The following is a 23,117-nucleotide window of genomic DNA, read 5'->3' as shown; positions in this document are numbered from 1 at the left end:
TCAGTGCAGGCGGTCGAGGAGGCCGACGGCGGTGCGCAGCTGCTGCCGCTCCTCGGGGGTGAGGCGGGCCTCGATGGCGGTGGCGATGTGGTGTTCGCGGCGGGCGCGCTGGTCGAGCAGGGCGGTGTGGCCGGCCTCGGTGGCGGCGATGAGCTGCTTGCGGCCGTCGGTGGGGTGGGGCTGTTGGGCGACCAGGCCGGCTTCGGTCATCAGGGCGACGGTGCGGGCCATCGACTGGTGGCGCACGCGCCGGCGGTCGGCGAGTTCGGCGACGGTGTAGGACCTCTCGTCGCGGACCAGCAGGCCGAGCACGGCGGCCTGGTTCGGCGGCAGGTCGTCGCCGTCGCGCAGGGCGCGGACCAGGCTGCCGAGGGCGGCGCGCAGGTCGGCGGCGAGTTCCAGGGTGTCCGGGTGCGGGGTTTCGCTGGGCATGGGAGCAGTCTATCCGGAATCTCTACAGCATTGCTGTACAGCAATGCTGTAGAGTTTTGGGCATGCGAATCACCAAGTTCGGACACGCCTGCGTACGCATCGAGCACGGCGACACCACCGTCGTCGTCGACCCCGGGGCCTTCACCGACCCCGCCGCTCTGGCCGGGGCGGACGCCGTCCTGATCACCCACGAGCACATGGACCACTTCGAGGAGTCCCGGCTGCGCGCCGCGCTGGAGGCCGACCCGGCGCTGCGGGTGTGGACCAACAGCGCCGTCGCCGCCCAGCTGGCCGGCGTGGCGCAGCGGGTCTCGGCGGTCGGCGAGGGCGACGCCTTCGAACTCGGCGGGATGGCGGTGTCGGTGCACGGCGAGTGGCACGCGGAGATCCACCCGGACATCCCGCTCGTCAAGAACATCGGCTTCCTCTTCGACGGCCGGCTCTTCCACCCCGGCGACGCGTTCACCGTGCCCCCGCACGCCGTCGACACCCTGCTGCTGCCGCTCGCGGCGCCCTGGAGCAAGGCCGCCGAGGTGGTCGACTACGTCCGGGAGGCGGGCCCGCGGGTGGCGGTGCCGGTCCACGAGGCGACGCTCAGCCCGATCGGGCACATGGTGGCCACCCGGCTGCTCGGGCCGGACGGGCCGGGCACCGGCTCGGAGCTGACCGTGCTCGGCGAGGGCGAGAGTCTGGAGCTGGGCTGACGGGTCCGGTGCTGACGGGTCCGGTGCTGACGCCTGCGGGGCCTCGCCGGTAGCCTGACGCCATGCTGAAGATCGGACTGACGGGTGGCATCGGCGCGGGCAAGAGCGAGGTGTCCCGGCTGTTCGCCGCGCACGGCGCGGTGATCGTGGACTCCGACGTGATCGCCCGCGAAGTGGTCGCCCCCGGGACGGACGGTCTGGCGGCCGTCGTCGCCGAGTTCGGCCCGCAGGTGCTGCGGGAGGACGGCGAACTGGACCGCCCAGCCCTCGGGGCGATCGTGTTCGCCGACCCGGAGCGGCTGAAGGCGCTGAACGCGATCGTCCACCCGCTGGTGCGGGCCCGCTCCGCCGAACTGGAGGCGGCGGCCGCGCCGGACGCGGTCGTGGTGCACGACGTGCCGCTGCTGGCCGAGAACGGGCTGGCGCCGCTGTTCGACCTGATCGTGGTGGTCGACGCGGCCGACGAGGTGCGAATCGACCGGCTGGTGCGGCTGCGCGGCATGGCCGAGGAGGAGGCCCGGGCCCGGATGGCCGCGCAGGCCTCGCGGGCCGACCGGCTGGCGATCGCCGACCTGGTGATCGACAACGGCGGGGAGCTGGCGGAGCTGTCGGCCCGGGTGGACGAGGTCTGGGCGGAGCTGGCGGCGCGGGCCTCGGCCTGAACCGGGATCGAGTGGCCGGGAAGGGACTGTCGGAAGGCCTCGGGTGAGGGAGAGCATGGCGGGATGAGTGATCGTTTCTCGCCCGAGCCGCATGTCGCCGGGCCGCGCCTGGCGGAGTCGCACCCGGCCGGACCACGCCTGGCCGATCCGCACCCGGCCGGGGCGCCGGCTGTCGAACGGTTGGCGCAGTACTCCCGCGCCGAGCAGGAGGAAGTCCTCGGCCCCGGGGACGACCCGTACGGGGTTGCGTACACCGGGCTGGCCTTCCTGCCCAAGGAGATCCACTTCGGCATCCGGGGCGCCGGCGGCCGGCTCGTCGCCCACACCGGGCTGCTGCCGCTGCCGCTCACCGCGGGCGGCACCGACCTGACGGTGATGGGCGTCGGCGGGGTCTGCGTCGCCCCCGACCGGCGCGGCGGCGGCCTCGCGCACGCCGTGGTCGGGGCCGCCCTCGACCACGCCCGCGTGCTCGGCCACCGGCACGCGCTGCTGTTCTGCCGTCCGCCGCTGGCCGCCTTCTACCGGGGGCTCGGCTTCCGGGAGGTGGCGGAGGAGGTGACGGTGGAGCAGCCGGAGAGGCGGCTGGCGGTGATGCCGCTGCGCACCATGTGGACGCCGCTGGTGGCGGGGGCCGGATGGCCGGAGGGGCCGGTGCGGCTGCGGTCGCTGCCGATGTGAGGACGGGTCAGGCGATGGCGGCGGCGGGAGCGGGGGCCGCGGCGGGGACGGTCGCGGGGGCGGTCGGAGTGGACGTGTCCGCGTGGGCCGCGGCGGCTCCGGCGAACGCGCGGATCATGGCGTGCGCCCGGGTGCCGTCGCCGGACAGCTCGGGCTGGAACAGCGAGGCGAGGAAGAACGGGTGGTCCTGGGCCGGCAGCTCCAGGATCCGTACGTCGCCCGAGCCGTCCGTGCCGCTGAACCGCAGGCCGTGCGTGCGCAGCCGGTCCAGGTAGGCGGTGTTCAGGCCGTACGCGCAGTGGTAGCGCTCCAGGGTGCGGGTGGTGCCGAGGACGCGCTCGGCGAGGGTGCCCGGGGTGACCGTGACGGCGCCCTCGTGGCCGACCAGCGAGCAGCTCAGCGGGGCGATCACCTGCTGCTCCCCGTCGGGGTGCTGCTCGCCGTGGACGGCGTCGGTCAGGCCGCAGACGTTGTGGGCGTACTCCAGCACCGCGTGCTGGAACCCGGCGCAGGTGCCGAGGAAGGGGATGCCGCGCTCGCGGGCGGTGCGGACGGCGGCGAGGGCGCCCGCCTCGCTGCGGTACGGGCTGCCGGGGAGCAGCCAGATCGCGTCGAAGCCGTCCAGGGCGCCGGGCGCCCCGGCGTCCTCGGTGGGGATCCAGTAGGCGTCCAGGACGAGTCGGTCGTGCTCGGCGAGCGCGTCGAGCAGGCCGGGGATGCGGGCGTGCGAGCGGACGGCGGGGGAGCGGTCGCCGACCAGGGCGATCCGCGGGGTCAGGTAGGTCATGCGGCTATCCTGGCCCCGCACCCGAGATCAGCGCCAACGATGATTTCTTAAGCCTCGATCAGATCGGTTGATGACCGCCGTGGATCCGCAACAGCTGCGCACCTTCGTCACCGTCGCCCGCCTCGCCTCCTTCTCGGATGCGGCGCGGGACCTCGGTTACACCCAGTCAGCCGTCTCGCAGCAGATCGCCGCGCTGGAAGCCGACCTCGGCACCGCCCTGCTGGTCCGCCGCCCGGTCGGCCCGACCGAGGCCGGGCAGCGGCTGCTGGAGCACGCCGCGCCGCTGCTGGTCCGGCTGGAGGCGGCGCGCGCCGACGTCGCGCGCCTGGCCGGTGCCGCGAGTGCCCGGCTGGTGCTCGGCGCCACCCCGCTGGCGGTCGGAGCGGCCCTGGGGCGCGCACTCGGCGAGGTGCGCCGGGCGTACCCGAGGACGGAACCGGTGGTCCGGGTGCTCGCCCAGGACGTGCTCCCCGCACAGGTCGCCACCGGCGAGGTCGACCTCGCCCTGGTCGACGGACTCGCCGCGCCCAGCGACCCGCTGCCGCTGCCCGAGGTCGGCCCGCTGCGCACCGTCGCGGTGGACGAGCGGCCGGTCGCCGTCGCACTGCCCGCCGGCCACCCGCTGGCCGGCCGCGGCGGCATCGCGCTCGCCGACCTCTCCGCCGCCCGCTGGCTGGACGCCCCCGACCTCGCCCCGCCGGTCGCCCGGCTGCGCGCGGCCGCGGGCGTCGACGGCTTCCGGCCCGCGACCCGCTACCAGGGCACCGACCTGCACGGGCTGCTCGCCCTGGTCGCGGCCGGGCACGGGCTCACGCTGCTGCCCGAACCGGTGCTCGCCGCCGTGCCCGGCCTCGCGTGCGCGCCGATCGCCGCGCCCCGGCTGGTGCACCGCACCGAACTCGTCCACGGGAGCCTGCCGGAGGGGCCGGCGGCGCTGCTGGCACGGCTGCTGGTCGATCGCTGATCGGTGCGGGTGGTCGGACCGGGTGCGGTTCGGCCGTGGAGGCTGCGGGGCCGCCGGGGCTGGAAACGGGTTGCGGGGGCCGTCGGTGCCGGTGAAATGATCACGCCATGAGCACCCCCACCATCATCATCAGACGTGTCCGGGTCGAGGAATGGGCGCGGGCCAAGGAGATCCGGCTGGACGCGCTGCTGGACCCGGCGGCGGCCGTCGCCTTCCTGGAGACGCACGATCAGGCCGCGGCCAAGCCCGACGAGTTCTGGCAGGACCGCACGGCGACGGCCGCGGCCGGCTCCGTCGTGTGCCAGCTGGTCGGGGAGGCCGAGGACGGGCGCTGGCTCGGCACGGTCTCCGTGCTGGTCGAGCGGCCCGGCGGGCCGGGGGCCCTGGAGGGCGACGTCGTCGAGGTCGAGCAGACGCACATCGTCGGGGTGTACGTCCGGCCCGAGGCGCGCGGCACCGGGCTGGCGCAGGACCTGCTCCGGGCCGCCCAGGAGTGGTCGTGGTCGCTCACCGAGCCCCGGATCCGGCGCGTGCGGCTTTTCGTCCACGAGGACAACGCCCGTGCGGAGGCGCTGTACGTCAAGGCCGGCTTCGAACACTCCGGTGTGGCGCTGCCCGTGCCGGGCGACCGGACGCGCCGGGAGATCGAACTGACGGTGCGACGGGGCTGACCGCGCGGCTGCTCCCGGTGGCGGCTCAACTGCGCGGCAGCGGTTGTGAAGGCAAGGTCATCAGGCGTTCACATCCTGGGCCTGACGCTCGTAGCGTGCGCGGTGCTGTCATGAGCACAGTTGCCCGGCGAAAGGCCGGGCCGGCCCAGGAGACTTCCCCATGATGCTCCGTCACCGCCTGACCGTCGTCGCCTCGGCGACCGCCCTCGCCGCCGCGGGGCTCGCCGCCGGCACCGCGCACGCGGCCGCCACCGCGCCCGCCGCCCACGCGAAGTCCCGTACGCTCGCCGCGAGTTGTTCGCAGGCGTACCTGCCGCTGCCCGACCCGAACTGCACCCCCGGCGCGTACAACCCGGACGTCACCCAGGACACCATCGGGCAGACCATCTGCGTCTCCGGCTGGACCTCGACCGTCCGCCCGCCGACCAGCTACACCAACCCGCTGAAGGTGCGGCAGATCGCGCAGTACGGCTACGAGGACACCAGCACGGCCGACTACGAGGAGGACCACCTCGTCCCGCTGGAGCTGGGCGGCGCCCCGCGCGACCCGGCCAACCTGTGGCCCGAGCCGCGCTACGGCGACCAGCCGGCGCAGAGCAAGGACTCCGTCGAGAGCAAGCTCAAGAGGGCGGTGTGCGGCGGCCAGGTGAGCCTGGACGACGCCAGAAGCGCGATCGCGAGCGACTGGACCACGGCGCTCAGCAGCCTGGGGCTGTGACGTTCCCGGGCCTGTGACGTGCCCGGGGGTGTGAGCCGGGCCCGTCGAGGGCGGGCGTGAAAGAGCCGTCCGGTCCGTCCGGTCCCCTGTGCCGGACGGGCCGGACGGCCGTCTGTGGGGGTGGTGCGGGCACTCGTACGACGGGTGCCCGCGGCGGGTCAGTGCCCGCCGTTGGTCAGTGCCCGTCGCAGCCCGGGAGGGCGTCGCACATCGGCGCCGTCATGCCGGTGCCGACGTACTTGTCCTCGGGGGCCTTCCATGCGTCCTTGGGCTGGGCACCGCCCTTGGTGGTGGCCCAGACGGACAGCTCGCTGACCGTGCCGCCGTCGGTGACCACGTACTCGTGCAGGGTGACGGTGGTGCCGTCCGCCTGCGGGACGGTCAGGACGGCGGCGAAGTACGGCGCGCCGTCGGCGCTGTCGACCTTGACGGTCGCGCCGGGCGCGGTCTTGGCGCAGCCCTTGAGGGCGTCCGTCAGGTGGCCGTCGGTCAGGTTGGTCGCCTGCTTGGTGCCGCTGCTGTGGGTCGGGTCGCCCTCGAAGAGCAGGGTCTGCTGGGCCGTCCAGCGGTCGCCGCCGAAGCCGACCGAGGCCTTCGCGGACGCGGTGCCGGTGAACATCCACTCGTCGTCCTTGGCGACCGCCGCGTGGCACAGCTCCATGCCCTTGAACTGGACCGGCCCGGTGCCCGGCTTGGCGTTGGCCGCCAGCGGTGCGTAGTGGTAGGTCTCGTCCATCGGGATGCTCTTGGTGTCCATCCAGGCCTTGGCCGGGATCCCCTTGGCGGCGCCGCCGGTGCCGCCGTCGCCGGCGGGCTTGCCGGTACCCGTGGCGGGCGCGCCGGTGGCGGTGCCGGCCGGGGCGGCGGTGGCGGAGGGAGCGGGCGCGGCGGTCTTGCCGGCGTCCTGGCCCCCGTCGTTGTCCGGCCCGCAGGCGCTCAGCGCGCCCAGGCAGACGAGGGCTGCGGCGGTGGCGGTGACCAGTCGGGTGCTACGCAACTGACGATTCCTCAGGTGTCCGGTGGCGTGGGGCGGGGTCGGTCGCGCGTCGGCCGTGGGCCGCGGGTGCGCGGCACCGTCCGTCCGTCCTCGCCGCCCGGTCGCCCCGTGGTCGCGGGCACTCGGCATGGCTGTTCCTCCCCCGTTGTCGTGCGGCCGTCCGGCTCCTGGCTGCGCCGCCCTCCGTTGATCTGAGAGGTGGTCAGAGCCGGTGCTGCGTCGACGGCGGTCGAAACCTATGCCACCGGACCGTCGGGAGCAAAGCGGGATTCCGGTGGGCGCTCACATGGCGGGGCGGGTTGCAGGGGGCTGGTGGGGAACGTGTGTGCGGGCGCGTCGGGAGCTATGGGCGGCGTGCGGGGATTCCGGCGGCGTGCGGCCACGCCCGCGCGCCGGGCGGAGCGGCGGATCCGCGCTGCTGGGGCGGGTGTTCCGGGCCCGTACGGTGCCCTGGCGGGTGCGGGTGGGCGGGGTGCGGGCGGCTGTGGACACCAAGGCTTTCCCACGGGCGAGCGGGGTGGCGGTACCTCGGCGTGGATGTGGCGACACCTCGGCGTGGACATGCTAACTGCTGGCGGGGCCAAGGGGCGTTACGCGTGCGTCCCCGGGACGCCGAGCTGCTGGGCCAGCCAGGGCAGGGCCTGGGCGAAGGTCGCCGCGCCGGTCTGCCAGGTGTGCTTGCCGGAGCCGACGGCCGTGACCGTGCGGATGCCGTCCTTCTTCGCGGCCGCGTCCAGGGCCTTGGCGGACTCGATCTGGCCGTGCTCCTCGTCCCCCTGGCCGAAGTAGCCGGAGACGCCCTGGTACTTGGGGTGGTGGGCGAGCACGGTCAGCGGGTCATGGGCCGCCCAGGCCGCCGCGTCGCCGCCGTACAGCTCCTGGACGGTGTGGTCCTTGTCGCCGATGTACGGGCCCTTGTCGCCGGAGAAGTCGCCGAAGTGGGTGAAGACGCCCGGGTGCTCGACGGTGAGGTCGAAGGCGCAGGTGCCGCCCATCGACCAGCCGGCCACACCCCACTTGTGTGGGTCGGTGGCGGCGTTGAAGGTCTTCTGGACGAACGGCGGGATGTCCTTGACCAGGTGCGATTCGGAGTTGCCGTGCGGGCCGTCCACGCACTCGGTGTCCACCCGGAAGCCACCGGTGGCGTCCGCGAAGACCAGGATCGGGGCGAAGCCGTTGTGCTTGGCGGCGAACTCGTCGGCCGTCCGCACGGCGTTGCCGGAACGGATCCAGTTGTCCGGCGCCGCGAACTCGCCGCCGATCATCTCCAGCACCGGCAGCTTGGGCCGGTTCTGGCTGCGGAACCAGGCGGGCGGCAGGTAGACCAGCTCCTGGCGGTGGGCGAAGCCGCTGGCGGTGTCCGGTATGTCGACCTGCACGATGCGGCCGGTCCTGGTCTTGCCGTGGATGGAGGCGAGCTCGGCCAGGGTGACCTGCTCCGGCAGCGGCTCGCCGCTGAGCTCGCCGATCGCGTCGTCCAGCGTCGGGTAGTAGCCGGTGGCGATGTTCACGCTGTTCGCGGCGGCGAACAGCGCCAGCAGCACGGTCGGCGCCACCAGCACCCGCCGCCACCAACGGGCGCCGCGCCAGCCGAACCCCAGCACGCACAAGGCCGCGACCGCCACCTCGCTCCACAGCCACACCCCGAACGGGATCGGGTCGGTGATCCCGCTCAGCGCCACCACGCCGACGGCGGCGACGACGGTGACCGCCAGCGCCGTCCCCAGCGCGATCGGCCCCCACTTGCGTTGCCAGGCGCGGTCCCGCCAGCCCACGGCGGTCAGGAACAGCGCGAGGGCCACGGCCTGGACCGTCCACGGGAACCAGCCGTCGAGCAGGGAGACGTTCATACGGCCGGAGGCTAGGGGGGCAGGATGAGAGGCTGATTAGAGACTGGCAGTTCGCTGGAAGAGCGCTGTGAGGAGGAAGGGGACGCCGAAGAGCTCGGAATCCGGGCCCTGGGCGGCCATCGGACGGACCTCCAGCGGCGCGAAGTCCCGGAAGAGGGAGCGGAGTTCGTCCGCGGTATAGGCGAGCCCGCCCTCCAGTGCGCCGAGCCGGTACAACTCCTCGTCCGGCCGCTCCGACCCCATCGACCCGGCGGCGAACGCGGTCACGGCGAAATGGCCGTTCGGTGCGAGGACGCGGTCGAGGAGGGCGAGGTAGCTGACCCGGCGGTGCGGCGGGAGGTGGTGCAGGCAGCCGGAGTCGTACACCAGGTCGTAGTGGTGGTGGGGGAGTTCGGCTTCGAAGATGCTTCCTTGGTGGAAGCGCAGGTTGGCGGTCGTGCCGGCCTCGCGGGCGCGCTCCTCGGCCCAGGCGACGGCGGCGGAGGACAGGTCGACGGCGTCGACCTCGAAGCCGGCGGCTGCCAGGTGGATCGCGTTCCGGCCGGGGCCGCAGCCGAGGTCGAGGGCGCGGGAAGGGGAGAGTATGCCTCGGTCGAGGTAGGAGACCAGGTTCTCGTCCGGCTTCGGCGCGAAGAACGGGCGGTCGGCGGAGCGGTCCGCGTAGAAGCGGTCCCAGAAGGGCCCGGCAGGAGGGAAGAGGCCGTCGAGGAGGGCGAGGACGTCTTCGGTGGTGCGGATGGTGCGGTTCATGGGGCCGAGGGTAGGCGGTGCGGGGAGTGGTGGCGAGCGGCGTAAAACCCGCTGCGGGGTGGGTTGTTGGGGGCCCAGTGGTGGTGGTGGGTACGGGTCCTTCGGGCTCGGAGGGGCGAACGGCCTCGCCCCTCTCCCCGGCCGGGAAGGACCGATTCTGCGCGGCGAGGGGAGGGGCGGGAAGGGGCGGTGAGATAACGGTTCGACCAAGGAGTCGGGCGTGGATCAGACGGCGTACCGACCGTGCGGGGTGGCCCGCTCCCAGACCGCCTCGAAGGCGTCGGACACCAGTGGTCCAAGTCGGCAATCGCGCGGTTGACGACCTCGCGGGCCAGCTCCGCGCACGCTCTGATGCGATCGGGTACACGGCGCACGCGCGAACAACAGGCAAGGCAGGAAGCCCGATCGGGAGAAGTGGATCACGATCGGGTCATCCTGCCGCAGCGGTCCGATGGGTGGGGTGGTTCACGAGTGCGGTTGGCCAGCGCGCCTGCGCTCCCATCGGAGATCGCTTCCCAGGAGCACGGTGATCGCTCCCGTGCGGTACCGGGCCTGCCTCCGGCCAGTCCGTGTCGGCTGCCTTCCGGGCTTACGGGTGGCCCTCTCCTTTCCCGCCTGTACCCGTGCCTGGGGCGGTGTGGTGCCGCCCGTGGGAGACGGAGAGGAGGAGCACCGCAGGGCCGGGGCCGGGTAGGGGCATCGTCACAGCGCCTTAGGTGAGGGCGGTGCGGCGGGTGTGCGCCAGGCCGCGGTGGTGATCACGTCCATGCCCGGGGCCCGCTTGTCGTCCGTGTTGTCGTTGCCGCTCGGCTGGTCATCCGCGGCCTGGCGGTGGTCCTTGTGGCATTCGTCGTGGCGGCAGGGCGGGGGGCATTTGGCGGTCGCGGAGGACGGCGCCGTCGTGACCGGCGGGGTTCCCGGCGGGGAGTTCGGCGGGACGAAGGAGGCCGTCACCTTGTTGGTGGTGTCCTTGGTGATCCTGCTGGAGCAGAAGAACTTCGTGCTCTGCCCGGCGGCGAGATCGAACGTCCCGGCGGCGGCGACGCAGGAGGCTTCCTTCCGGTCGTTGAGGGTGATGCCGGTGATGTCCACACCGCCGGTGTTGGTCACCGTGATCCGCCAGTACGCGGTGCACGTTTTGCGGTCACAGAGCTTGTGGCCGTGGTTGTCGCACCCGTGGTGGTCGCACTCGCTTCCGTCATCCTGGCGTTGGAGGGTCGTCTTCTTGCCCCAGGGCCCGGAGCCGCCCTTGCCGCAGTCGGCGGCGTCGTCGGACAGGCAGATCTGCTTGAGGACTGTCAGTGTCGGCGTGCAGGCGGTGCCGGGGGTGATCTGGAGGGTGACGGTGTTGGAGCTGACGGGGGCGGCGGTGCCCAGGGTGATGCTGGCCTGATCGGAGATGGAGGTGACCGAGCAGTCGTTGGCGACCGTGGTCTCGAAGCAGAGCTGCGGACTGTCACCGGCGAAGGTGACGATCACCTGTGGCTGGTTGGTGGGGGTGAAGGAGGAGGTGTTGATCAGTGCGATGTGGGTGAGCACCGTGATGGGGGAGACGGAGATCGGGACTGAGGAGATGTCCGCTGTCCGGGTCGTCGGGTCGAACGGGAAGGTTCCCAGCACGGTGCCGCTGGAGTTCTCGACGGTCACCGAGGACTCGGCGAAGTTCACCGTGCTCGGGTCGATGGCGCCCAGGCCCACGGTGCCGTAGGACCGGACGTGACCCGTCTGGCTGTCGCAGTAGAACGCTGGCGCGTTCAGCACGGTGATCGCGGTCGTCCGCAGGCAGGGAGCCGCGCCGGTGCCCGGGTCGAAGGAGAACAGGAACGAGGCGTCGCCCAGGCCGTACAGGCACTGGCCGTCGAAGGCGTAGCCGTACGGGCGGGTGTTGCCGCCGTTGACGCTCGGCGGACCGTCGAGGACACCGTCGGGGCTACCGAAGCCGGTGCACGCCGCGGCGGTGGTCCAGTCCCAGCAGTAGGTGGTGCTGGCATTGTTGGCGCCGGCGTGGCTCCAGAACGGGAAGTACGAGGCCACGTGCCCGTTGGCGGCGGTGATCGTCTCCGGGGGCGAGTAGAGGGTGTCGCCGCCTGTCAGGTTGGTGCTGACCAGTGTCTGCAGTCCCGGCGGCGCGGCGAGCACGCTCCCGGCGAAGTCGAAGCAGACCGGCGTCCCCTGAGCTGGCGTCACGGCTGGGGTGATGGCGCCGACGATGGTGCAGACGCCCGTCTCCGTCCCCGCCGTGTTGCGGTCGGCGAACACGTTGAGCAGGAAGCTCGTGTTGCCGCCGGTGGTCGTGGCCACCGTCCTGGGGGTGCTCCAACCGGTACAGGTGCCGTTGGTCGACGGGTCGAGGCAGGCGAGCCGCGAGCTCCCGTCGGAGTCCGCCGTCTCGGTGATGTAGACCTGACCGTTGATCACGTCCAGTGCTCCGGTCGTGTCGTTCGCGAAGCCGATCCTGGAGGTCGGCAGTCCGACGCTGTAGGGCTGCCCGGCACACGGCGTGTTGGTGTTCGGGTCCTCGCAGACGATCTGGCCGTTGCTGGCGGCCCCATAGACCTTGCCGTTGGGCGCCAGGACGACGCCGGAGAGCGTCGTCACTCCCGCCGTCGACAGCAGCTGGGTGAACCCGCAGCTGGACTGGGACTGCAGATCGATGCACCCCACGCCGATGCGGGCGGGGCTGGTGCTGCCGTCCGTGGTGCCCGGGTAGAGCAGCCTCGACCCCATCAGCACGTACGTCGGGACAAAGGTATTGTTCAGGTCCCCCGTCGTACCACCCGCCGTGGAGGAGTTCAGCGGCTTGGGCCAGGTGGTGGCGGCACCGCTCGGCGCCGGGCAGGGGCCGCTGGTGTCCAGGTCGGTGCAGACCACGCGGGCCGGGCCGCCGGCCAGGTCGTGGTGGAAGATGTTCCAGGCCTCCCGCACCGGCTGCCCGTTGATGGTGGCGGTGAAGAGGATCGGGGTGAACCCGTCACCGCCGGTACTGGCGATGGTCCCGAAAGGCGCTGGAAGCGGTGTCGCCAGACCGGTCGCCGGGGAGGTGAGCAGGGGGTTGGTCGCCTGCACCACGTTGGTGGCGGTGCCCGGGTCCGTCGTGGTGAACGTGGCGCCGTTGTCGGTGGACCACTGCTTGGTGAAGCCCGGCGGGGCCTGGAGCGAGCCCGGCACATAGGTCTGGGCCGTGCCCGCTCCCTGGATCGGATCGGTGATCCTGGCTGCGGCAAGGTTGTCGTTGGGGTTGGTGTAGGAGGCCACCCACCGCACGGTGTCCCCGTGGCCTGCGGTCGTCGTACTGCCTGACTGCACATCAGTGCCGGTCTTGGTCAGACTGGCCCCCTGCCGCACAGTGCTGGCCGCGACCGGTTGCAGGGCTGTGGGCTTGGCAGGTCTTGCGTGCGCGCCGGCGGCAGGCAGGGACAGCCCCGCTGCGGCGGCCACCAGGCACACCAGGGCTGTGCGGGGCAGATGACCGAACCCGCGTAGCTTCACCCGTACCCGGCGACCTGTGGTGCGCGAACTTGCGCAGCGACTCATGGCGATGTCCTCTCCTTCACCTTGCAGGTGGGGACCGCGCGAAGCCGCACGATCCCTGACGGTGAAACAGCTCGGCGGGGGACGCGACAACGCGCGAGGCACGCCTGCCTGCCCCGATAACCCGGTACCGGGGCCACCGCGAGTGCAACGAATACCCCGATATCAGGCATAGGGTCGATATTCCACTCGAATGTGGGCACAGTCTGGCATTCGGCGCAAGCGCACCTATCGCCGCCGGTGCCGGGGTCAAGGTGGCTCGCAGTGCCGACCAAAGGCAGGGGAGGCTGGCAGGGGACTCGGGAGAGGGAGCGAGGCCAACCTGCCTGGCGACGCACGGCCTCGGACCGATCCCGATCACCATCAACGGGGCTCCGCCACCGCCCGGCTGACGAGCAGTCCACCCTGTCTCCCGAAGAGCCCGGCCCCCAGCCGCCGTTGGACCATCGTCCAGCGGCGGCCCCGGCACGGCACCCGCACTCCGGACCACCCCCGAACCGCCGCCACGAACCGCTGGATACCGCTCGCGAAGCCCCACCGCGCTCGCACGCAGCCTCGAACAAGCTCTCACAAAGCAGAAACCCGCCCGATCAGAACGATCGGACGGGATCTCGTGACCGCTCACGAGTCGGACTCGTGAACAGTCGCTGGGGGTCCTGCGGGCAGGAGGACCGTGTGCCCACTCCCGCCGAGCACGCCCGACTGGCCCTGGAACACCGCCTGGTCCTGCACGCTGGCGCCCACTGGCGCCCACTGGCGCCCACTGGCGCACACTGGCCCCAGCTGACCCGGCTGCACGTCCGCCACCGCGGACAGTTCGCCTACGTGGCACGCCGCCGGGCCGGAGGACGCGGGCCAACTCCTTGATCGTGGCCCCGATGTCGCTGACGTGGTACAGCATGTGCATGGCGAGCACGGCGTCGGCGCTGTCGTCGGCGAAGGGCTCGCCACGTAGGCCATGGCGCCGGTCGCCTTCCAGACGGCCGAGCCGCGTCGGTCGGTGATCGCGGTGAGGGCGAGCGGTCCGCAGATCGCCCGGGCGGCCTTCACGGCTTCGTCGGGGCAGATGGTCGACGTGGTCACTGCCCGAGAACGCCGATCGGGTTGTGGGGGTCGTCCAGCCAGACCGTGTTGGTTTCCGGGGACACCGTGAGACCGTAACGCTCCAGTCCCGGACGGCCGTTGGCCAGCCACGTCGTGGCTGCTGCCGCCAGCTCGGACCAGAGGGCGTGCGGGCCGCCCTGGAAGGCGCGCCTGGTGCCGTCGGTCCGGCTCTCCAGGACTGCCCAGGAGCCGTCGGGGTGGAGGAACCACTGGCCGGTGGTGTGGTCGGCTGCCAGGCGCAGCCGCGTCGTGCCGGGCATGGCGATCTGGGCGCTCCACAGGAACGACGGGTCGTCGAGGGTGTCGGGGTGGACGGCCGTGTCGAGGCCGGCGGCGTCCTGGCGGGATCGGATGGCGGCGCGCATGAGAGGGCCGATTGCGGGCCGCCGGGTCTCGCGGGAGAGCATGAACGAGACGTCGGAGTCGAGGAAGCGGCCCTGCGCTTCGCCGTGGTCGCTAACGTGCAGTTTCAGGTAGCCGTAGGCGTCCAGGCTGCCGACCACCGCAGAGCAGGGCGGTGGAGTAGCCGGTGCCGGTGCCGACTTCGAGCACGTTCGCGCGGTCCGGGACGTCGAGGTCTTCGAGCATTCGGACGACGACGCCGGGGAGGGTGGAGGAGCTGGTGGGTGTACCGATGGAGGGGTCTTCGTTCGGCGGGGCGGTGCCGTGGTCGAGCTGGGTGACCCAGGTCGTGTTCTCGTAGACCAGCCGCAGCCACCGCTTCGGGTCTGCCTCTTGACTGACGGCCGTGTAGCGGGTGATGCCGTCCGGGCCGTCCTCGGCGGTGTAGAACGCCGGCAGGAGGACGTGCCGGGGCACCGCCAGCACCGCGTCCCGCCACTGCGGGCTGCGCAGCGAGCAGTCGTGCGTCAGTGCCTCGGCGAGTCGGGCGCGGAGCCGGTGCGCCGTTTCGTCGGTCCCGCCCAGGGGGTCAGGCATGCGTGTTGCCCTTCGCCAGAAGATCCGCGATGGCGCGTGAGATGGGCACGCGCCGCAGCCGGCACCTGCGGGCGCACGTCTATCGTGCGGAAGAACTCCAGAGCCTCCGACTCCTCCGCCTTGAGAACCGCGAGGAACGCTCGGTACTCCCACAGGTCGAAGCCGCCGACGTTCCGAAGGGGGCCGATCCGGTCGTCCTTCTCCAGCTCCAACAGCAACGTGCCCAGGTCCGCCCCGGCCTCGTCGCAGATCTGTTCCATGGCCCTGATGAACGCAGCCTTCGTGGCTATGAACGCGACCGTGGCGAGCCGGGTCAGCTCGTCGGGCTGTTCAGGGCGGGTGCTTTCAGTGGTCACGTGCTTCCGTCCTTGCGGGAGGGTGCCCCGGCCGTCCGCCACGGGGGAACGACGGACGGCCGGGGAGCGTGCGGGAGGAGTCAGGCGGCGTAGAAGTGCGTGGTGGCTTCCTGGATCTCCACGATCGTCTTCGCGAAGTCCCCCGGCTCTCCCTTCCAGGGGTCGGTGATGCCCGAGCCGAGGATGAGTACCGGTCGCTCCGGGCCAATCTGGGCCCTCATGGCCTGGACGGTCTCCTCGTCCACGGCGATCAGGTCGTCGGCCCAGGCGAGGAGCTCGTCGTCCAGCACCGATCCGTGGTGGCTGGTCAGGTCGTAGCCGAAGGAGGCAGCGGCCTCGATCATCAACGGGTGGGCGGGCTTTCCGACGTGCCAGTCACAAGTGCCGGCCGAGCGCACGTCGAGCGTTCCACCGGACCGCTCGGAGATGATCAGGGCGGCGATCGGGGACCGGCAGTGGTTGCCCTTGCAGACCACGAGCACCTTCCGCGGCCTACGCATCGATGTCCACCCTCTCGATCTCGAAGGTGATCACGCCCAGCGCTTCCTTCTCCGGCGGGAAGATGGCGTGGATGGCCTTGAGCTGTTCGGCCTCGGTCGCGTGGGGGTTGACGGCCTCCACCTTCTCGGTGCCGAACATCTCCCTGAACGTGCGGTACCTGCCGATGCGGGTGACCCTCGTCAGGCAGCTCTCCTGGCGGCAGGTGAACTTGAGCAGGTCGCCCACGCGGATGCGCTTCATTGAGTCGTAGGCGACGCGGACCTCGACGGTCTTCTCGCCCTTGGCGATCATGTCGAAGTACGGCTTGTAGATGGCCATGCTGCGGGGCCGGCCCTGCGCCTGAGACTGGTTCCTTGCAGGCTGGCGCGTGGTCATGAGGGCTTCCAATGCGGTTGTGGTGTAGGACCGGTAGAAGTGTTTGGGGTCGCTCAGCATGAGTTCACCGAGGTACGTCAGCGCGTCCACGTAGTCCGATTGCGTGCCGGGCCATTCCGCCGGGTTGAGCAGCCACTCGGAGGTGGTGCCCACGGCGGCGTCCCCGGCTTCGGCAGCCTCGCGCAGGAGGCTCTTCGAGAGCTTCCCGCCGTCGCTGCCGAGGATCTGCGGGGTGAAGATGCGGAGCGGGGCCGACTCCGGCCGGCCGATGGCCGAGTGCGCGCCGTCAACGAGCTGGCAGCCGTAGGCCCAGTCGCCGCCCTTGATCATGACGTGCAACGTGTCGTCGTCCGTCCGGTAAGTGCGTTCCTTGACCACGTTCCGGTACAGGGTGGCCAAGTCGATGTAGCCCCCACTGAGGGGCGTGATGTCGGCCTCGTACCTTCCGTGCTCGTGGCAGCAGGCTTCGAACAGAGCCCCGGAGTCGTCCAGGTCGAGCAGCCGCGTTCCGCCGGCATGCTTCTCCGCCCACCCACAGGCCGGGCAGGGCAGCCGGATGTGTGCGGTCCCGGTCGCCGGGGACAGCCACGCGCCGATCTCGTCCAGGAACTCCAGCGTCCGGATGAACTCGGCGCGGAACTCCGGGCTGTTCTGCTGCTCGGTGTATGTGATGACCGTGTACGGCACGCCGGTCTTCCGCTCCATGGCGTCGAACAACGGCGTGTAGTGCTCGGTGACCAGTCCGAGGACGCTCCCACCGGAAAGCTTGTGGTGGTAGGTCAGCTGGTACTTCCGGCCGTTGGACCTGATGGTCTCGGCCGGGGAGTTGTCGAGGGCGCAGAAGTCAACGGTGGTCTCGATGCCGTACTCGTCTCGGGCGCGCTCGCCCAGGAGGAAGGCGAGGCTCTGCACGAGGTGCGTGCCGAGGTGGGGCCGGCCGTTGATCTGCGTGCCCACGGTGAAGCTGATCCGGCCCACGTTCGAGGCCAGGAGGCGGGGCCTCAGGACGTCGATGGTGTCTTGTACTGCGTTGGCGAGCACGGTGTTCGGGGACCTCAGGGTGGTTTCGGTCATCGTGTGCCCTCCCTCGGATCGCTGGGGCGGTGGTGAGGTAGTGCAGTGCTCTGTGAGGGCCTGCAATTGGGGCAGGAGCAGAACGCGAGGACGGCAGCGTTCTGCATGGCGGTGGCGGCGGACTGATCGCGGTCCTCGGCCTGAGCCGCACGGTAGTCGTCGAGCGGACTCCACCCTGGCTTCGGCTTGGCCAGCTCGAACTTCGAGGGCCCGTTGGCGACTTCGCGGTATGCAGGCGCCTTCTGTCGCGCCATCGGTCCCTCCTCTTCGCCGACGTGGCGGGGGTGTGGAGTAGACCGTAGGGAGGTCGGAACTAGACGCTCAACGAAGTTGCTCGTAGTTGCTGGAAGTTCGCTCGGGGGAGTTCGGTGCTGTCGGGCCTTGACCCTGGGGTGGCTGCGGGGAGAAGGTCAGAGGTGACATGTGGCTGGATCTTGGGGGAGCAACATGCGGCAACACGGCAGCGACGACGACGACTTGACCGCTACGTTCTTCTGCACCGACCCGAACTCTCAGGGCGGCGTCGAGTGTGAGACGTTCTACGAGACCGACCGTGACTCTTGGATCGTGCAGCTCAAGAAGCGCGGACCGAAGGTTCGGGATCAGCTCGTCGCACTGGCCGACGACGAGACGTTCGGGGAGATGTCCGGGCGGACCATGGATGTGTTCGTGCGGAAGTATGTCAGGGAGCGCTATGGAATTGATCTCGGCATCACGCCGACTTGAGCTGCTGTTCGGCGAGCCGGCCCAGGAGGTTCGGAAGCTTGAGCTGCGGGACTTCTACGAGGTAGATCGCCCGTTGTTCGAGGCGTGGCGCGCAGGCGACCGTGAGACGGTCGACGAGACGATGCGCGAGCATCGTGGGTTCATGGCCGGGAAGGCCGCCGCCGGGTTCCCCTACCGGCGCGTGCGTGTCGTCTCCGAACCGCTCTCGGAGTACCAGCGGATGGCGATCGAGTTGGCGGACCCCGAGGAACTTCTCCGGTGGCTTCCCCGCTCTCTCGTGTCGGCGGTGCCGTTGCCGGGGAACGACTGTCTGATCCGGGATGACCTGGTGATCTTCAACCTCGTCGGGGGAGACAACCAGCAGACCGAGATCCAGCTCTCGACCGACCCGGACGTGGTCGGGTTCTGCAATGACGCGTTCGAGCGGGCATGGTCGCTCGGCGTCCCCAACGGTAAGTACAAGCCCTGACGATATGTCGGACCAAGAACCATCCGAGTCCGCGAAACGCGCCTTCGGAACCCAGCTCAAGGAACTCCGCCGGGACATCAACCTGTCGGCCGTCGAACTCGCGCGGCGCTGCGGTTGGCACAAGACCAAGGTGTCGAAGATCGAGCACGGAACGCAGATCCCGACCGAGGACGACATCCGGAGGTGGGCAACGGCTTGCGGCGTCGAGGGGCAGATCCCCGAACTCATCGCAGTGAGCCGTGAGATCGAGCAGATGTGGACCGACTACAAGAGGTGGCACCGACCGGGGATGAAGCGTCTCCAGTTCCAAGCCATGGACCTGTACGCGAAGACCAAACTCCTCCGCGTGTACGAGTCGCTGTTCATCCCCGGCTTCCTGCAGACGGTCGAGTACGCCAAGGCGCAGTTCACCATCCACGCCAAGCTGCACGGCCTGCCGTTGGATGACGTCGAGGAGGCGGCACAGAACCGCATGGTCCGGAAACGGTTCCTCGGTACCGGGATGCCAATCTTCTCGTTCCTCCTGGAAGCCTCAGCGCTCACCAACAACACCGGCGGTGCTGAGGTGATGGACGGGCAGCTTGACCACCTCTTGGAGGTGTCGGGCCTCCCGTACGTGTCCATCGGGATCATCCCGCAAGGCCGGGTACGGTCGCTCTACCCCGGCGAGGGCTTCTACCTGTTCGATGAGAGCTTGCTCAAGCAGGAATTCTGGTCAGGGGCGTTCCAGACATCCAGGCCCGAGAACATCTCGTACTTCGTTCGTGTGTTCAGTGCTCTGCGGGATCAAGCCGTCTTCGGCGCTGCCGCCCGAAGCGAGATCGAGGCGGCTCGCAGCCGCCTTCAAGTGACCTGACGACCTTCGTCGCCGCGCCTGCGACCGGAGAGCTTGGCGACGATCAAGGCGGCCGTGGCCAGGCCTCCAGCGGGGCCTGCTTGATGAGGTGGTCGATGCGCGGGCCGTGGCGCGGGGCCGCCCGGGGGAGCTGGGTGTCAGAGGGTGGTGGGGAAGTCGTCGGCGCGGATGCCGGCGATGAAGGACTGCCAGGCCTCGGGGGTGAAGCCGAGGGCGGGGCCGGAAGGGTCCTTGCTGTCGCGGACCGGGACGATGCCGGTGATGCCGTCGGCGACCTCGACGCAGTTGTCGTTCGGGTTGCTGGCGCTCGACTTGCGCCAGATGATGGGGAGTTCCGAGGCGACTTCGATGCAGTTTCCGCCTTCGCCGCCGCTGTAGCTGCTCTTGCGCCATGTCAGGTCAGCTAGCACGTGGATGACCTCCTGAGGCGGCCAGTTGGTGGTGGGCTGCCCCGCGCGACGCGGGGCAGCCCACGGTACCGGGTCAGTTGGTGGTCGGAAACTCACCTGCTCGGATACCAGCCACGAATGCCTGCCAGCCCTCCGAGGTGAACTTGAGAGCTGGGCCGGAAGGGTCCTTGCTGTCGCGGACCGGGACGATGCCGGTGATGCCGTCGGCGACCTCGATGCACTCGCCGTCGCCGTTGCTGTAGGTGCTCTTGCGCCAGGTGGCTTCGTGGGATTGATCTCTCATATGCCGTACTCCTCTGCGACGTTCCTCAACCGGGAGATGGCCTTCTCGGGTTGGATCGATGAGGCCATGAGTCGGTGGAATACGTCTTCGTGGCGAGCGATCTCCGCCTGGTCCTCGACGTACGTCTTGCTGGTGATGGTCTCGGAGTAGACGATGCTGCCCGGGATGTCGCTGAAGAAGAGGATCGAGAACGATGCACCCATGGAGGCGTGTGCACCAGCTGAGAAGGGGAGCACTTGCACGGTGATGTTCGGGCGTTCTTCGGCCAGGTCGGCGATGTGTCGTAGCTGCTCGGCCATGACGGTGTTGCTGCCGACCGGGCGGCGGATGGCGGCTTCGCCGATGATCGCCCAAAGCTGAGGCGGGTCTTGGCGATCGAGGATTCGCTGTCGCTCCATCCGGAGAGCGAGTCTGCGTTCGATCTCGCCGGCTGACTCCGTGGGCTGCATCGATCGCATCACGTTCCGCGCATACGCCTCAGTCTGCAACAGTCCTGGCAGGAGTTCGCACTGAAACGTGAGGATCTTCGTGGCGTCAGACTCGAAACCCACGTACGCACGGAATCGCTCCGGGACCGCCTCGCCGTACGCGTGCCACCAACCCTGTTGGCGGCTCTGGCGGGTCAGGCTGAGGAAGTGCTTCACCTCATCGGGTGAAGTGACGCCGTAGTGGGCGAGCAGCCTCGCGGCGTCGCGCTCTTGTAGTGGTACCAAGCCGCCCTCGATGCGACTCAGCTTCGAGGCGGACCAACCCAGCGCGGCGGCTACGTCCTTGGCGTTCAGCTCGCGCGATGCGCGCAACTTGCCAAGCTCGCCGCCGAGCCTACGCCGCAGCACGGTCGGACTGCCCACGCGTCACACTCCCTGGCTGTTCGCTTCCTTGCATAGTCTGCCACCCCTTCGGGGGCCGAACCCCCGCGCTAGATCATGCAATTGCTCGATGGAAGCAGTTGCATGCAATTGCTTCGCGGGTGCATGCTACAGGGAGTAGCCCGACGGTTCGTCTTAGTGATCAAGATCGGGCTATGGCCGGGCATTCCCATGTCTTCGCCCGGCCCTCGCATGGCTTCAACCCCGCACCTTGGAAGGTGAATTCGCCATGTCTTCCTCCACCTCCTCCACCATCTGGCTGCCGCGCAGCCGTCGCGCTCCCGTCGAGGCCCGTCGTCGCCTCTCCGCCCTCCTCGCCACCGTCCCTGGCGGGGAGCGGTACTGGGACTCCGGGGCGCTGGTCGTCTCGGAGCTGGTCGCCAACGCCGTCCTCCACGGGACGCCGCCCGGCTGCCTCGTCTACCTCGCGCTGGACGTCGACTCCGTCCGCCTCCGCGTCGAGGTGCACGACGTCCGGCGGGACCGCAGGCCCGTGCTCGTCGTGCCCGGCCTCACCGTCGAGGCCGGGCGCGGGCTCCAGCTGGTCAAGTCCCTGGCGAACAAGTGGGGTTGCTGCCCGCGCGAGCCGCGCGGCAAGATCGTCTGGTGTGAGGTGGCCGAGTGAGGGCCGATCACGACATCCTCATCGAGCTCCCCGGCCTCAGGCCGCCGGCTGTCCGCACGCTCAACGCCGACACGCTCGACCGGATCTGGGCGTCGATCTGCCACCTGCCGATGTCCCGCTCCCAGCACTACGTCCTGGAGTACCGACTCACCGGATCCTGCGCCAAGCGCAACGTCATCCGCGACCTCGCCGCCGAACCCGTCCTGATCCTCGCCGTCGGCGACCGCGAACTCCGCATCCGCTGGGCGAACCCCTCCGGGGAGCCCACGTGACCGATCGCATCCGGGACTGGTGGTTCCTGCGCTGCTCCCGCACCCGGCTCGCCCGCCTGCTGCGCGCCGAACGTCGGTGCCTCGACGCCGAGTTGGCGGGGTGGCTTCCGGAGGCGTCGGCGACCGTCCGGCGTCGCGTCCTCTCCGCGATCGCCGATGACCGGCGAGCGTGACGGCCGCCTTCCCCCTGCGCGCTAGGTTTGAACGTGTTCAAATGAATGTGTGCAGGGGGGATTCATGGCTGTCGTGCCGACAAGCGCACGGGTGCAGGCCGCGTTGGCGGCCGTGGTGTGTCTGTGGCCGCTGGTCACCGTGACGGTGATGTTCGGGGTGAGCGGATCGATCCTGCACGTCATCGCGGCAGTCAGTGCCGTCGCCTGTGCCGTGCCGGTGTTCCGCCGAGAGCCGGGCGCGTTCCGGATCGCCTGTGCGGCAGCCGGCGCGGTGGTCGCGGTCGCCTCGGCGCCGCTGCTGTTCGTGGGCAGTCTCGCCGCGGTCGGGCTCGGCGGCTGGTCCGTGTTCCTGGTCTTCCTCTTCCCGACAGCCGCCATCCCCGCTCTGGTGGCCGCCTTCCAGCGGGCACGCGGCCGCCGGTACGGTCTCGTGGCGGCCGCGTTCGGCTGGTTCGCCGCCGTGGCGTCGGTGGCAGGCTGGGTGCTGACCGTTTCCTTCGCGGCGGCCTGGGACCTGCCGGCCTGACGCGTCAGCCGGCGAAGTGCTCCCGGAGCGCTGCGAGGCCGGAGGTGAAGACGCCGTGCACCTGCTCGGTCGACTCCTTGTGGTGCTCGGCCGCGATGTCGTAGGTCGCGTTCCACTCCACGAAGCTGGCGTTCAGCTCGGTGACCGGAGTGACCCTGAGGGTGGCCCGGTAGCGGTCGAAGTGGAACGTCCCGTCGGGGAAGCTGTACGTGTGGCTGCGCGCCTCGTCGTCGTACGCGAGCAGGGTCTCGTACAGCACGGTGCCGTCGAGGTCGAACACCCGCATCGAGCCGATCGCGTTGCCCGGCAGGTCGTTGCCGAGGGTGCTCTCGGGCAGGTGCGGGTGCCAGTGGCCGAGCCGGTGGAAGTCCCCGATCAGATCCCACACCTGATCGGCCGGGGCCTCCACCACCGTGCTGACCTTCGTTTCCGCCATGGTTCCTTCCGTCCTTCCTGGTGGTCCGTCAAGACGGAACCATCCTCGGGTCCGGAACGGGACGGGCGCCAGACGGCGTTCGGAACACGCCTGTGGGAATGCGGTCGTGATCGGGGACATCCGGGTCGGGCTGTGGTCAGCCCCAGTTGCCGGTGAGGGGGGTGTCGCCGGGGTTGCCGAATCGCTTGGTGAAGATGACGGTGTTGGAGTCCTGGGCGGCGCCGTAGAAGTCGGAGGTGTCGGGGCGGTAGATGCCGACCTTGTCGGTGCCGGTGCCGTTCCAGTCGCCCTTGATGGGGATGTCGCCGGGGTTGCCGAACTTGATGGTGTGGTCGACGTTGGCTGCGGTGTTGGTGTTGCTGAGGTAGAAGGTGGTGTC

General features: G+C 70.4%; 30 protein-coding genes. 13 read left to right on the top strand and 17 right to left on the bottom strand.

Annotated features, from left to right (window positions below):
• On the bottom strand, window positions 1-432 hold the full coding sequence (locus tag OP86_RS24145; RefSeq protein ID WP_030259913.1) for a MarR family winged helix-turn-helix transcriptional regulator: 432 nt from the start codon (window positions 430-432) through the stop codon (window positions 1-3).
• Between the two features lie 62 nt (window positions 433-494).
• Here OP86_RS24145 and OP86_RS24140 point away from each other — a divergent pair, with 62 nt between their 5' ends.
• The 3 genes from OP86_RS24140 (at window position 495) to OP86_RS24130 (ending at window position 2,476) form a co-directional block, all read left to right on the top strand.
• Complete coding sequence (locus OP86_RS24140; protein ID WP_030061637.1) at window positions 495-1,136, top strand: MBL fold metallo-hydrolase; 642 nt, start codon at window positions 495-497, stop codon at window positions 1,134-1,136.
• Window positions 1,137-1,198: 62 nt separating this feature from the next.
• Complete coding sequence (gene coaE, locus OP86_RS24135) at window positions 1,199-1,798, top strand: dephospho-CoA kinase (protein ID WP_030061636.1); 600 nt, start codon at window positions 1,199-1,201, stop codon at window positions 1,796-1,798.
• A 63-nt stretch (window positions 1,799-1,861) separates the two neighbouring features.
• Complete coding sequence (locus tag OP86_RS24130) at window positions 1,862-2,476, top strand: GNAT family N-acetyltransferase (protein ID WP_078589309.1); 615 nt, start codon at window positions 1,862-1,864, stop codon at window positions 2,474-2,476.
• Between the two features lie 7 nt (window positions 2,477-2,483).
• On the opposite strand, the gene OP86_RS24125 is transcribed toward OP86_RS24130, so the two are convergent.
• Window positions 2,484-3,263, bottom strand: coding sequence for a CTP synthase C-terminal region-related (seleno)protein (locus tag OP86_RS24125; protein WP_051830489.1), 780 nt, complete (start codon window positions 3,261-3,263; stop codon window positions 2,484-2,486).
• Window positions 3,264-3,333: 70 nt separating this feature from the next.
• Between OP86_RS24125 and OP86_RS24120 the strand changes: the two genes are divergently transcribed.
• The 3 genes from OP86_RS24120 (at window position 3,334) to OP86_RS24110 (ending at window position 5,616) form a co-directional block, all read left to right on the top strand.
• The gene (locus OP86_RS24120) at window positions 3,334-4,227 is read left to right on the top strand and encodes a LysR family transcriptional regulator (protein ID WP_051830488.1); all 894 of its coding nucleotides are present in this window, start codon (window positions 3,334-3,336) and stop codon (window positions 4,225-4,227) included.
• Between the two features lie 107 nt (window positions 4,228-4,334).
• Window positions 4,335-4,898: a GNAT family N-acetyltransferase gene (locus OP86_RS24115; protein ID WP_030061632.1), complete on the top strand. Its 564-nt coding sequence runs from the start codon at window positions 4,335-4,337 to the stop codon at window positions 4,896-4,898.
• Window positions 4,899-5,058: 160 nt separating this feature from the next.
• Window positions 5,059-5,616, top strand: coding sequence for a hypothetical protein (locus OP86_RS24110; protein ID WP_030061631.1), 558 nt, complete (start codon window positions 5,059-5,061; stop codon window positions 5,614-5,616).
• Window positions 5,617-5,791: 175 nt separating this feature from the next.
• Here OP86_RS24110 and OP86_RS36860 read toward each other — a convergent pair whose 3' ends face one another.
• The 10 genes from OP86_RS36860 to OP86_RS38315 form a co-directional block, all read right to left on the bottom strand.
• Window positions 5,792-6,613, bottom strand: coding sequence for a hypothetical protein (locus OP86_RS36860; protein ID WP_030061630.1), 822 nt, complete (start codon window positions 6,611-6,613; stop codon window positions 5,792-5,794).
• A gap of 590 nt (window positions 6,614-7,203) precedes the next feature.
• Window positions 7,204-8,463 (bottom strand): alpha/beta hydrolase, encoded by a 1,260-nt coding sequence (locus OP86_RS24100; RefSeq protein ID WP_030259923.1) that lies wholly within the window; start codon window positions 8,461-8,463, stop codon window positions 7,204-7,206.
• Window positions 8,464-8,499: 36 nt separating this feature from the next.
• Window positions 8,500-9,213, bottom strand: coding sequence for a class I SAM-dependent methyltransferase (locus OP86_RS24095; protein ID WP_030061627.1), 714 nt, complete (start codon window positions 9,211-9,213; stop codon window positions 8,500-8,502).
• 702 nt (window positions 9,214-9,915) lie between these two features.
• Window positions 9,916-12,468 carry a DUF7617 domain-containing protein gene (locus OP86_RS24090; RefSeq protein ID WP_051830487.1) on the bottom strand — a complete coding sequence of 851 codons (2,553 nt, stop codon included), beginning with the start codon at window positions 12,466-12,468 and terminating at the stop codon, window positions 9,916-9,918.
• A 295-nt stretch (window positions 12,469-12,763) separates the two neighbouring features.
• On the bottom strand, window positions 12,764-13,723 hold the full coding sequence (locus tag OP86_RS39255) for a class I SAM-dependent methyltransferase (protein WP_425337766.1): 960 nt from the start codon (window positions 13,721-13,723) through the stop codon (window positions 12,764-12,766).
• Window positions 13,724-13,823: 100 nt separating this feature from the next.
• Window positions 13,824-14,351 carry a methyltransferase domain-containing protein gene (locus OP86_RS33850; RefSeq protein WP_030259926.1) on the bottom strand — a complete coding sequence of 176 codons (528 nt, stop codon included), beginning with the start codon at window positions 14,349-14,351 and terminating at the stop codon, window positions 13,824-13,826.
• Window positions 14,305-14,787: a methyltransferase domain-containing protein gene (locus tag OP86_RS24080; protein ID WP_030061624.1), complete on the bottom strand. Its 483-nt coding sequence runs from the start codon at window positions 14,785-14,787 to the stop codon at window positions 14,305-14,307. The genes OP86_RS33850 and OP86_RS24080 overlap by 47 nt, the downstream gene beginning before the upstream one ends.
• Window positions 14,718-15,143 carry a hypothetical protein gene (locus tag OP86_RS24075; protein ID WP_030061623.1) on the bottom strand — a complete coding sequence of 142 codons (426 nt, stop codon included), beginning with the start codon at window positions 15,141-15,143 and terminating at the stop codon, window positions 14,718-14,720. The genes OP86_RS24080 and OP86_RS24075 overlap by 70 nt, the downstream gene beginning before the upstream one ends.
• Window positions 15,144-15,223: 80 nt before the next feature.
• The gene (locus OP86_RS24070; protein ID WP_030061622.1) at window positions 15,224-15,643 is read right to left on the bottom strand and encodes an arsenate reductase/protein-tyrosine-phosphatase family protein; all 420 of its coding nucleotides are present in this window, start codon (window positions 15,641-15,643) and stop codon (window positions 15,224-15,226) included.
• Window positions 15,636-17,093, bottom strand: coding sequence for an ASCH domain-containing protein (locus OP86_RS38315; RefSeq protein ID WP_234435066.1), 1,458 nt, complete (start codon window positions 17,091-17,093; stop codon window positions 15,636-15,638). Before OP86_RS38315 ends, OP86_RS24070 begins: the two co-directional genes overlap by 8 nt.
• A gap of 447 nt (window positions 17,094-17,540) precedes the next feature.
• Here OP86_RS38315 and OP86_RS24055 point away from each other — a divergent pair, with 447 nt between their 5' ends.
• Genes OP86_RS24055 through OP86_RS24045 form a run of 3 tightly spaced genes read left to right on the top strand, consistent with a single transcriptional unit; the run spans window position 17,541 to window position 19,144 of the window.
• On the top strand, window positions 17,541-17,819 hold the full coding sequence (locus OP86_RS24055; RefSeq protein ID WP_030061621.1) for a hypothetical protein: 279 nt from the start codon (window positions 17,541-17,543) through the stop codon (window positions 17,817-17,819).
• Window positions 17,788-18,288: a DUF6879 family protein gene (locus tag OP86_RS24050; RefSeq protein WP_030061620.1), complete on the top strand. Its 501-nt coding sequence runs from the start codon at window positions 17,788-17,790 to the stop codon at window positions 18,286-18,288. Before OP86_RS24055 ends, OP86_RS24050 begins: the two co-directional genes overlap by 32 nt.
• 4 nt (window positions 18,289-18,292) lie before the next feature.
• A complete protein-coding gene (locus OP86_RS24045; protein ID WP_030061619.1) occupies window positions 18,293-19,144 on the top strand; it encodes a helix-turn-helix domain-containing protein in 852 nt (283 codons plus the stop codon).
• Window positions 19,145-19,281: 137 nt separating this feature from the next.
• Here the strand turns inward: OP86_RS24045 and OP86_RS24040 are convergent, their stop codons facing one another.
• The 3 genes from OP86_RS24040 to OP86_RS24030 form a co-directional block, all read right to left on the bottom strand.
• Window positions 19,282-19,554 (bottom strand): DUF397 domain-containing protein, encoded by a 273-nt coding sequence (locus OP86_RS24040; protein WP_324604103.1) that lies wholly within the window; start codon window positions 19,552-19,554, stop codon window positions 19,282-19,284.
• Window positions 19,555-19,627: 73 nt separating this feature from the next.
• Window positions 19,628-19,837, bottom strand: a complete 210-nt coding sequence (locus OP86_RS24035) for a DUF397 domain-containing protein (RefSeq protein ID WP_030259931.1) — start codon at window positions 19,835-19,837, stop codon at window positions 19,628-19,630.
• The gene (locus OP86_RS24030) at window positions 19,834-20,688 is read right to left on the bottom strand and encodes a helix-turn-helix domain-containing protein (protein WP_051830484.1); all 855 of its coding nucleotides are present in this window, start codon (window positions 20,686-20,688) and stop codon (window positions 19,834-19,836) included. The genes OP86_RS24035 and OP86_RS24030 overlap by 4 nt, the downstream gene beginning before the upstream one ends.
• Window positions 20,689-20,935: 247 nt before the next feature.
• Between OP86_RS24030 and OP86_RS24025 the strand changes: the two genes are divergently transcribed.
• The 4 genes from OP86_RS24025 (at window position 20,936) to OP86_RS24015 (ending at window position 22,302) form a co-directional block, all read left to right on the top strand.
• A complete protein-coding gene (locus OP86_RS24025) occupies window positions 20,936-21,331 on the top strand; it encodes an ATP-binding protein (protein ID WP_078589314.1) in 396 nt (131 codons plus the stop codon).
• Window positions 21,328-21,603, top strand: a complete 276-nt coding sequence (locus OP86_RS24020) for a hypothetical protein (RefSeq protein ID WP_030061615.1) — start codon at window positions 21,328-21,330, stop codon at window positions 21,601-21,603. The genes OP86_RS24025 and OP86_RS24020 overlap by 4 nt, the downstream gene beginning before the upstream one ends.
• Entirely contained in the window at window positions 21,600-21,776 is a 177-nt protein-coding gene (locus OP86_RS36855; RefSeq protein WP_157849825.1) for a hypothetical protein, read from the top strand. Before OP86_RS24020 ends, OP86_RS36855 begins: the two co-directional genes overlap by 4 nt.
• 73 nt (window positions 21,777-21,849) lie before the next feature.
• A complete protein-coding gene (locus OP86_RS24015) occupies window positions 21,850-22,302 on the top strand; it encodes a hypothetical protein (RefSeq protein ID WP_157849824.1) in 453 nt (150 codons plus the stop codon).
• Window positions 22,303-22,306: 4 nt separating this feature from the next.
• Here the strand turns inward: OP86_RS24015 and OP86_RS24010 are convergent, their stop codons facing one another.
• Both OP86_RS24010 and OP86_RS24005 read right to left on the bottom strand, forming a co-directional pair.
• The gene (locus OP86_RS24010) at window positions 22,307-22,738 is read right to left on the bottom strand and encodes an SRPBCC family protein (RefSeq protein ID WP_051830483.1); all 432 of its coding nucleotides are present in this window, start codon (window positions 22,736-22,738) and stop codon (window positions 22,307-22,309) included.
• 136 nt (window positions 22,739-22,874) lie between these two features.
• The coding region (locus tag OP86_RS24005; protein WP_033333150.1) for a hypothetical protein at window positions 22,875-23,117 on the bottom strand (243 nt) is incomplete at its 5' end.

This window comes from Streptomyces novaecaesareae (assembly GCF_000716875.1).
In the GTDB taxonomy this organism is placed as follows: domain Bacteria; phylum Actinomycetota; class Actinomycetes; order Streptomycetales; family Streptomycetaceae; genus Kitasatospora; species Kitasatospora novaecaesareae.
This window is presented reverse-complemented; position numbering and strand designations above follow the sequence as displayed.

Coding starts and splice junctions, on each gene's coding strand:
- OP86_RS24145 (WP_030259913.1), bottom strand. CDS start 432: ATGCCCAGCGAAACCCCGCACCCGGACACCCTGGAACTCGCCGCCGAC.
- OP86_RS24140 (WP_030061637.1), top strand. CDS start 495: ATGCGAATCACCAAGTTCGGACACGCCTGCGTACGCATCGAGCACGGC.
- coaE (WP_030061636.1), top strand. CDS start 1,199: ATGCTGAAGATCGGACTGACGGGTGGCATCGGCGCGGGCAAGAGCGAG.
- OP86_RS24130 (WP_078589309.1), top strand. CDS start 1,862: ATGAGTGATCGTTTCTCGCCCGAGCCGCATGTCGCCGGGCCGCGCCTG.
- OP86_RS24125 (WP_051830489.1), bottom strand. CDS start 3,263: ATGACCTACCTGACCCCGCGGATCGCCCTGGTCGGCGACCGCTCCCCC.
- OP86_RS24120 (WP_051830488.1), top strand. CDS start 3,334: ATGACCGCCGTGGATCCGCAACAGCTGCGCACCTTCGTCACCGTCGCC.
- OP86_RS24115 (WP_030061632.1), top strand. CDS start 4,335: ATGAGCACCCCCACCATCATCATCAGACGTGTCCGGGTCGAGGAATGG.
- OP86_RS24110 (WP_030061631.1), top strand. CDS start 5,059: ATGATGCTCCGTCACCGCCTGACCGTCGTCGCCTCGGCGACCGCCCTC.
- OP86_RS24100 (WP_030259923.1), bottom strand. CDS start 8,463: ATGAACGTCTCCCTGCTCGACGGCTGGTTCCCGTGGACGGTCCAGGCC.
- OP86_RS24095 (WP_030061627.1), bottom strand. CDS start 9,213: ATGAACCGCACCATCCGCACCACCGAAGACGTCCTCGCCCTCCTCGAC.
- OP86_RS24080 (WP_030061624.1), bottom strand. CDS start 14,787: ATGCCTGACCCCCTGGGCGGGACCGACGAAACGGCGCACCGGCTCCGC.
- OP86_RS24070 (WP_030061622.1), bottom strand. CDS start 15,643: ATGCGTAGGCCGCGGAAGGTGCTCGTGGTCTGCAAGGGCAACCACTGC.
- OP86_RS38315 (WP_234435066.1), bottom strand. CDS start 17,093: ATGACCGAAACCACCCTGAGGTCCCCGAACACCGTGCTCGCCAACGCA.
- OP86_RS24055 (WP_030061621.1), top strand. CDS start 17,541: ATGCGGCAACACGGCAGCGACGACGACGACTTGACCGCTACGTTCTTC.
- OP86_RS24050 (WP_030061620.1), top strand. CDS start 17,788: ATGGAATTGATCTCGGCATCACGCCGACTTGAGCTGCTGTTCGGCGAG.
- OP86_RS24045 (WP_030061619.1), top strand. CDS start 18,293: ATGTCGGACCAAGAACCATCCGAGTCCGCGAAACGCGCCTTCGGAACC.
- OP86_RS24035 (WP_030259931.1), bottom strand. CDS start 19,837: ATGAGAGATCAATCCCACGAAGCCACCTGGCGCAAGAGCACCTACAGC.
- OP86_RS24025 (WP_078589314.1), top strand. CDS start 20,936: ATGTCTTCCTCCACCTCCTCCACCATCTGGCTGCCGCGCAGCCGTCGC.
- OP86_RS24010 (WP_051830483.1), bottom strand. CDS start 22,738: ATGGCGGAAACGAAGGTCAGCACGGTGGTGGAGGCCCCGGCCGATCAG.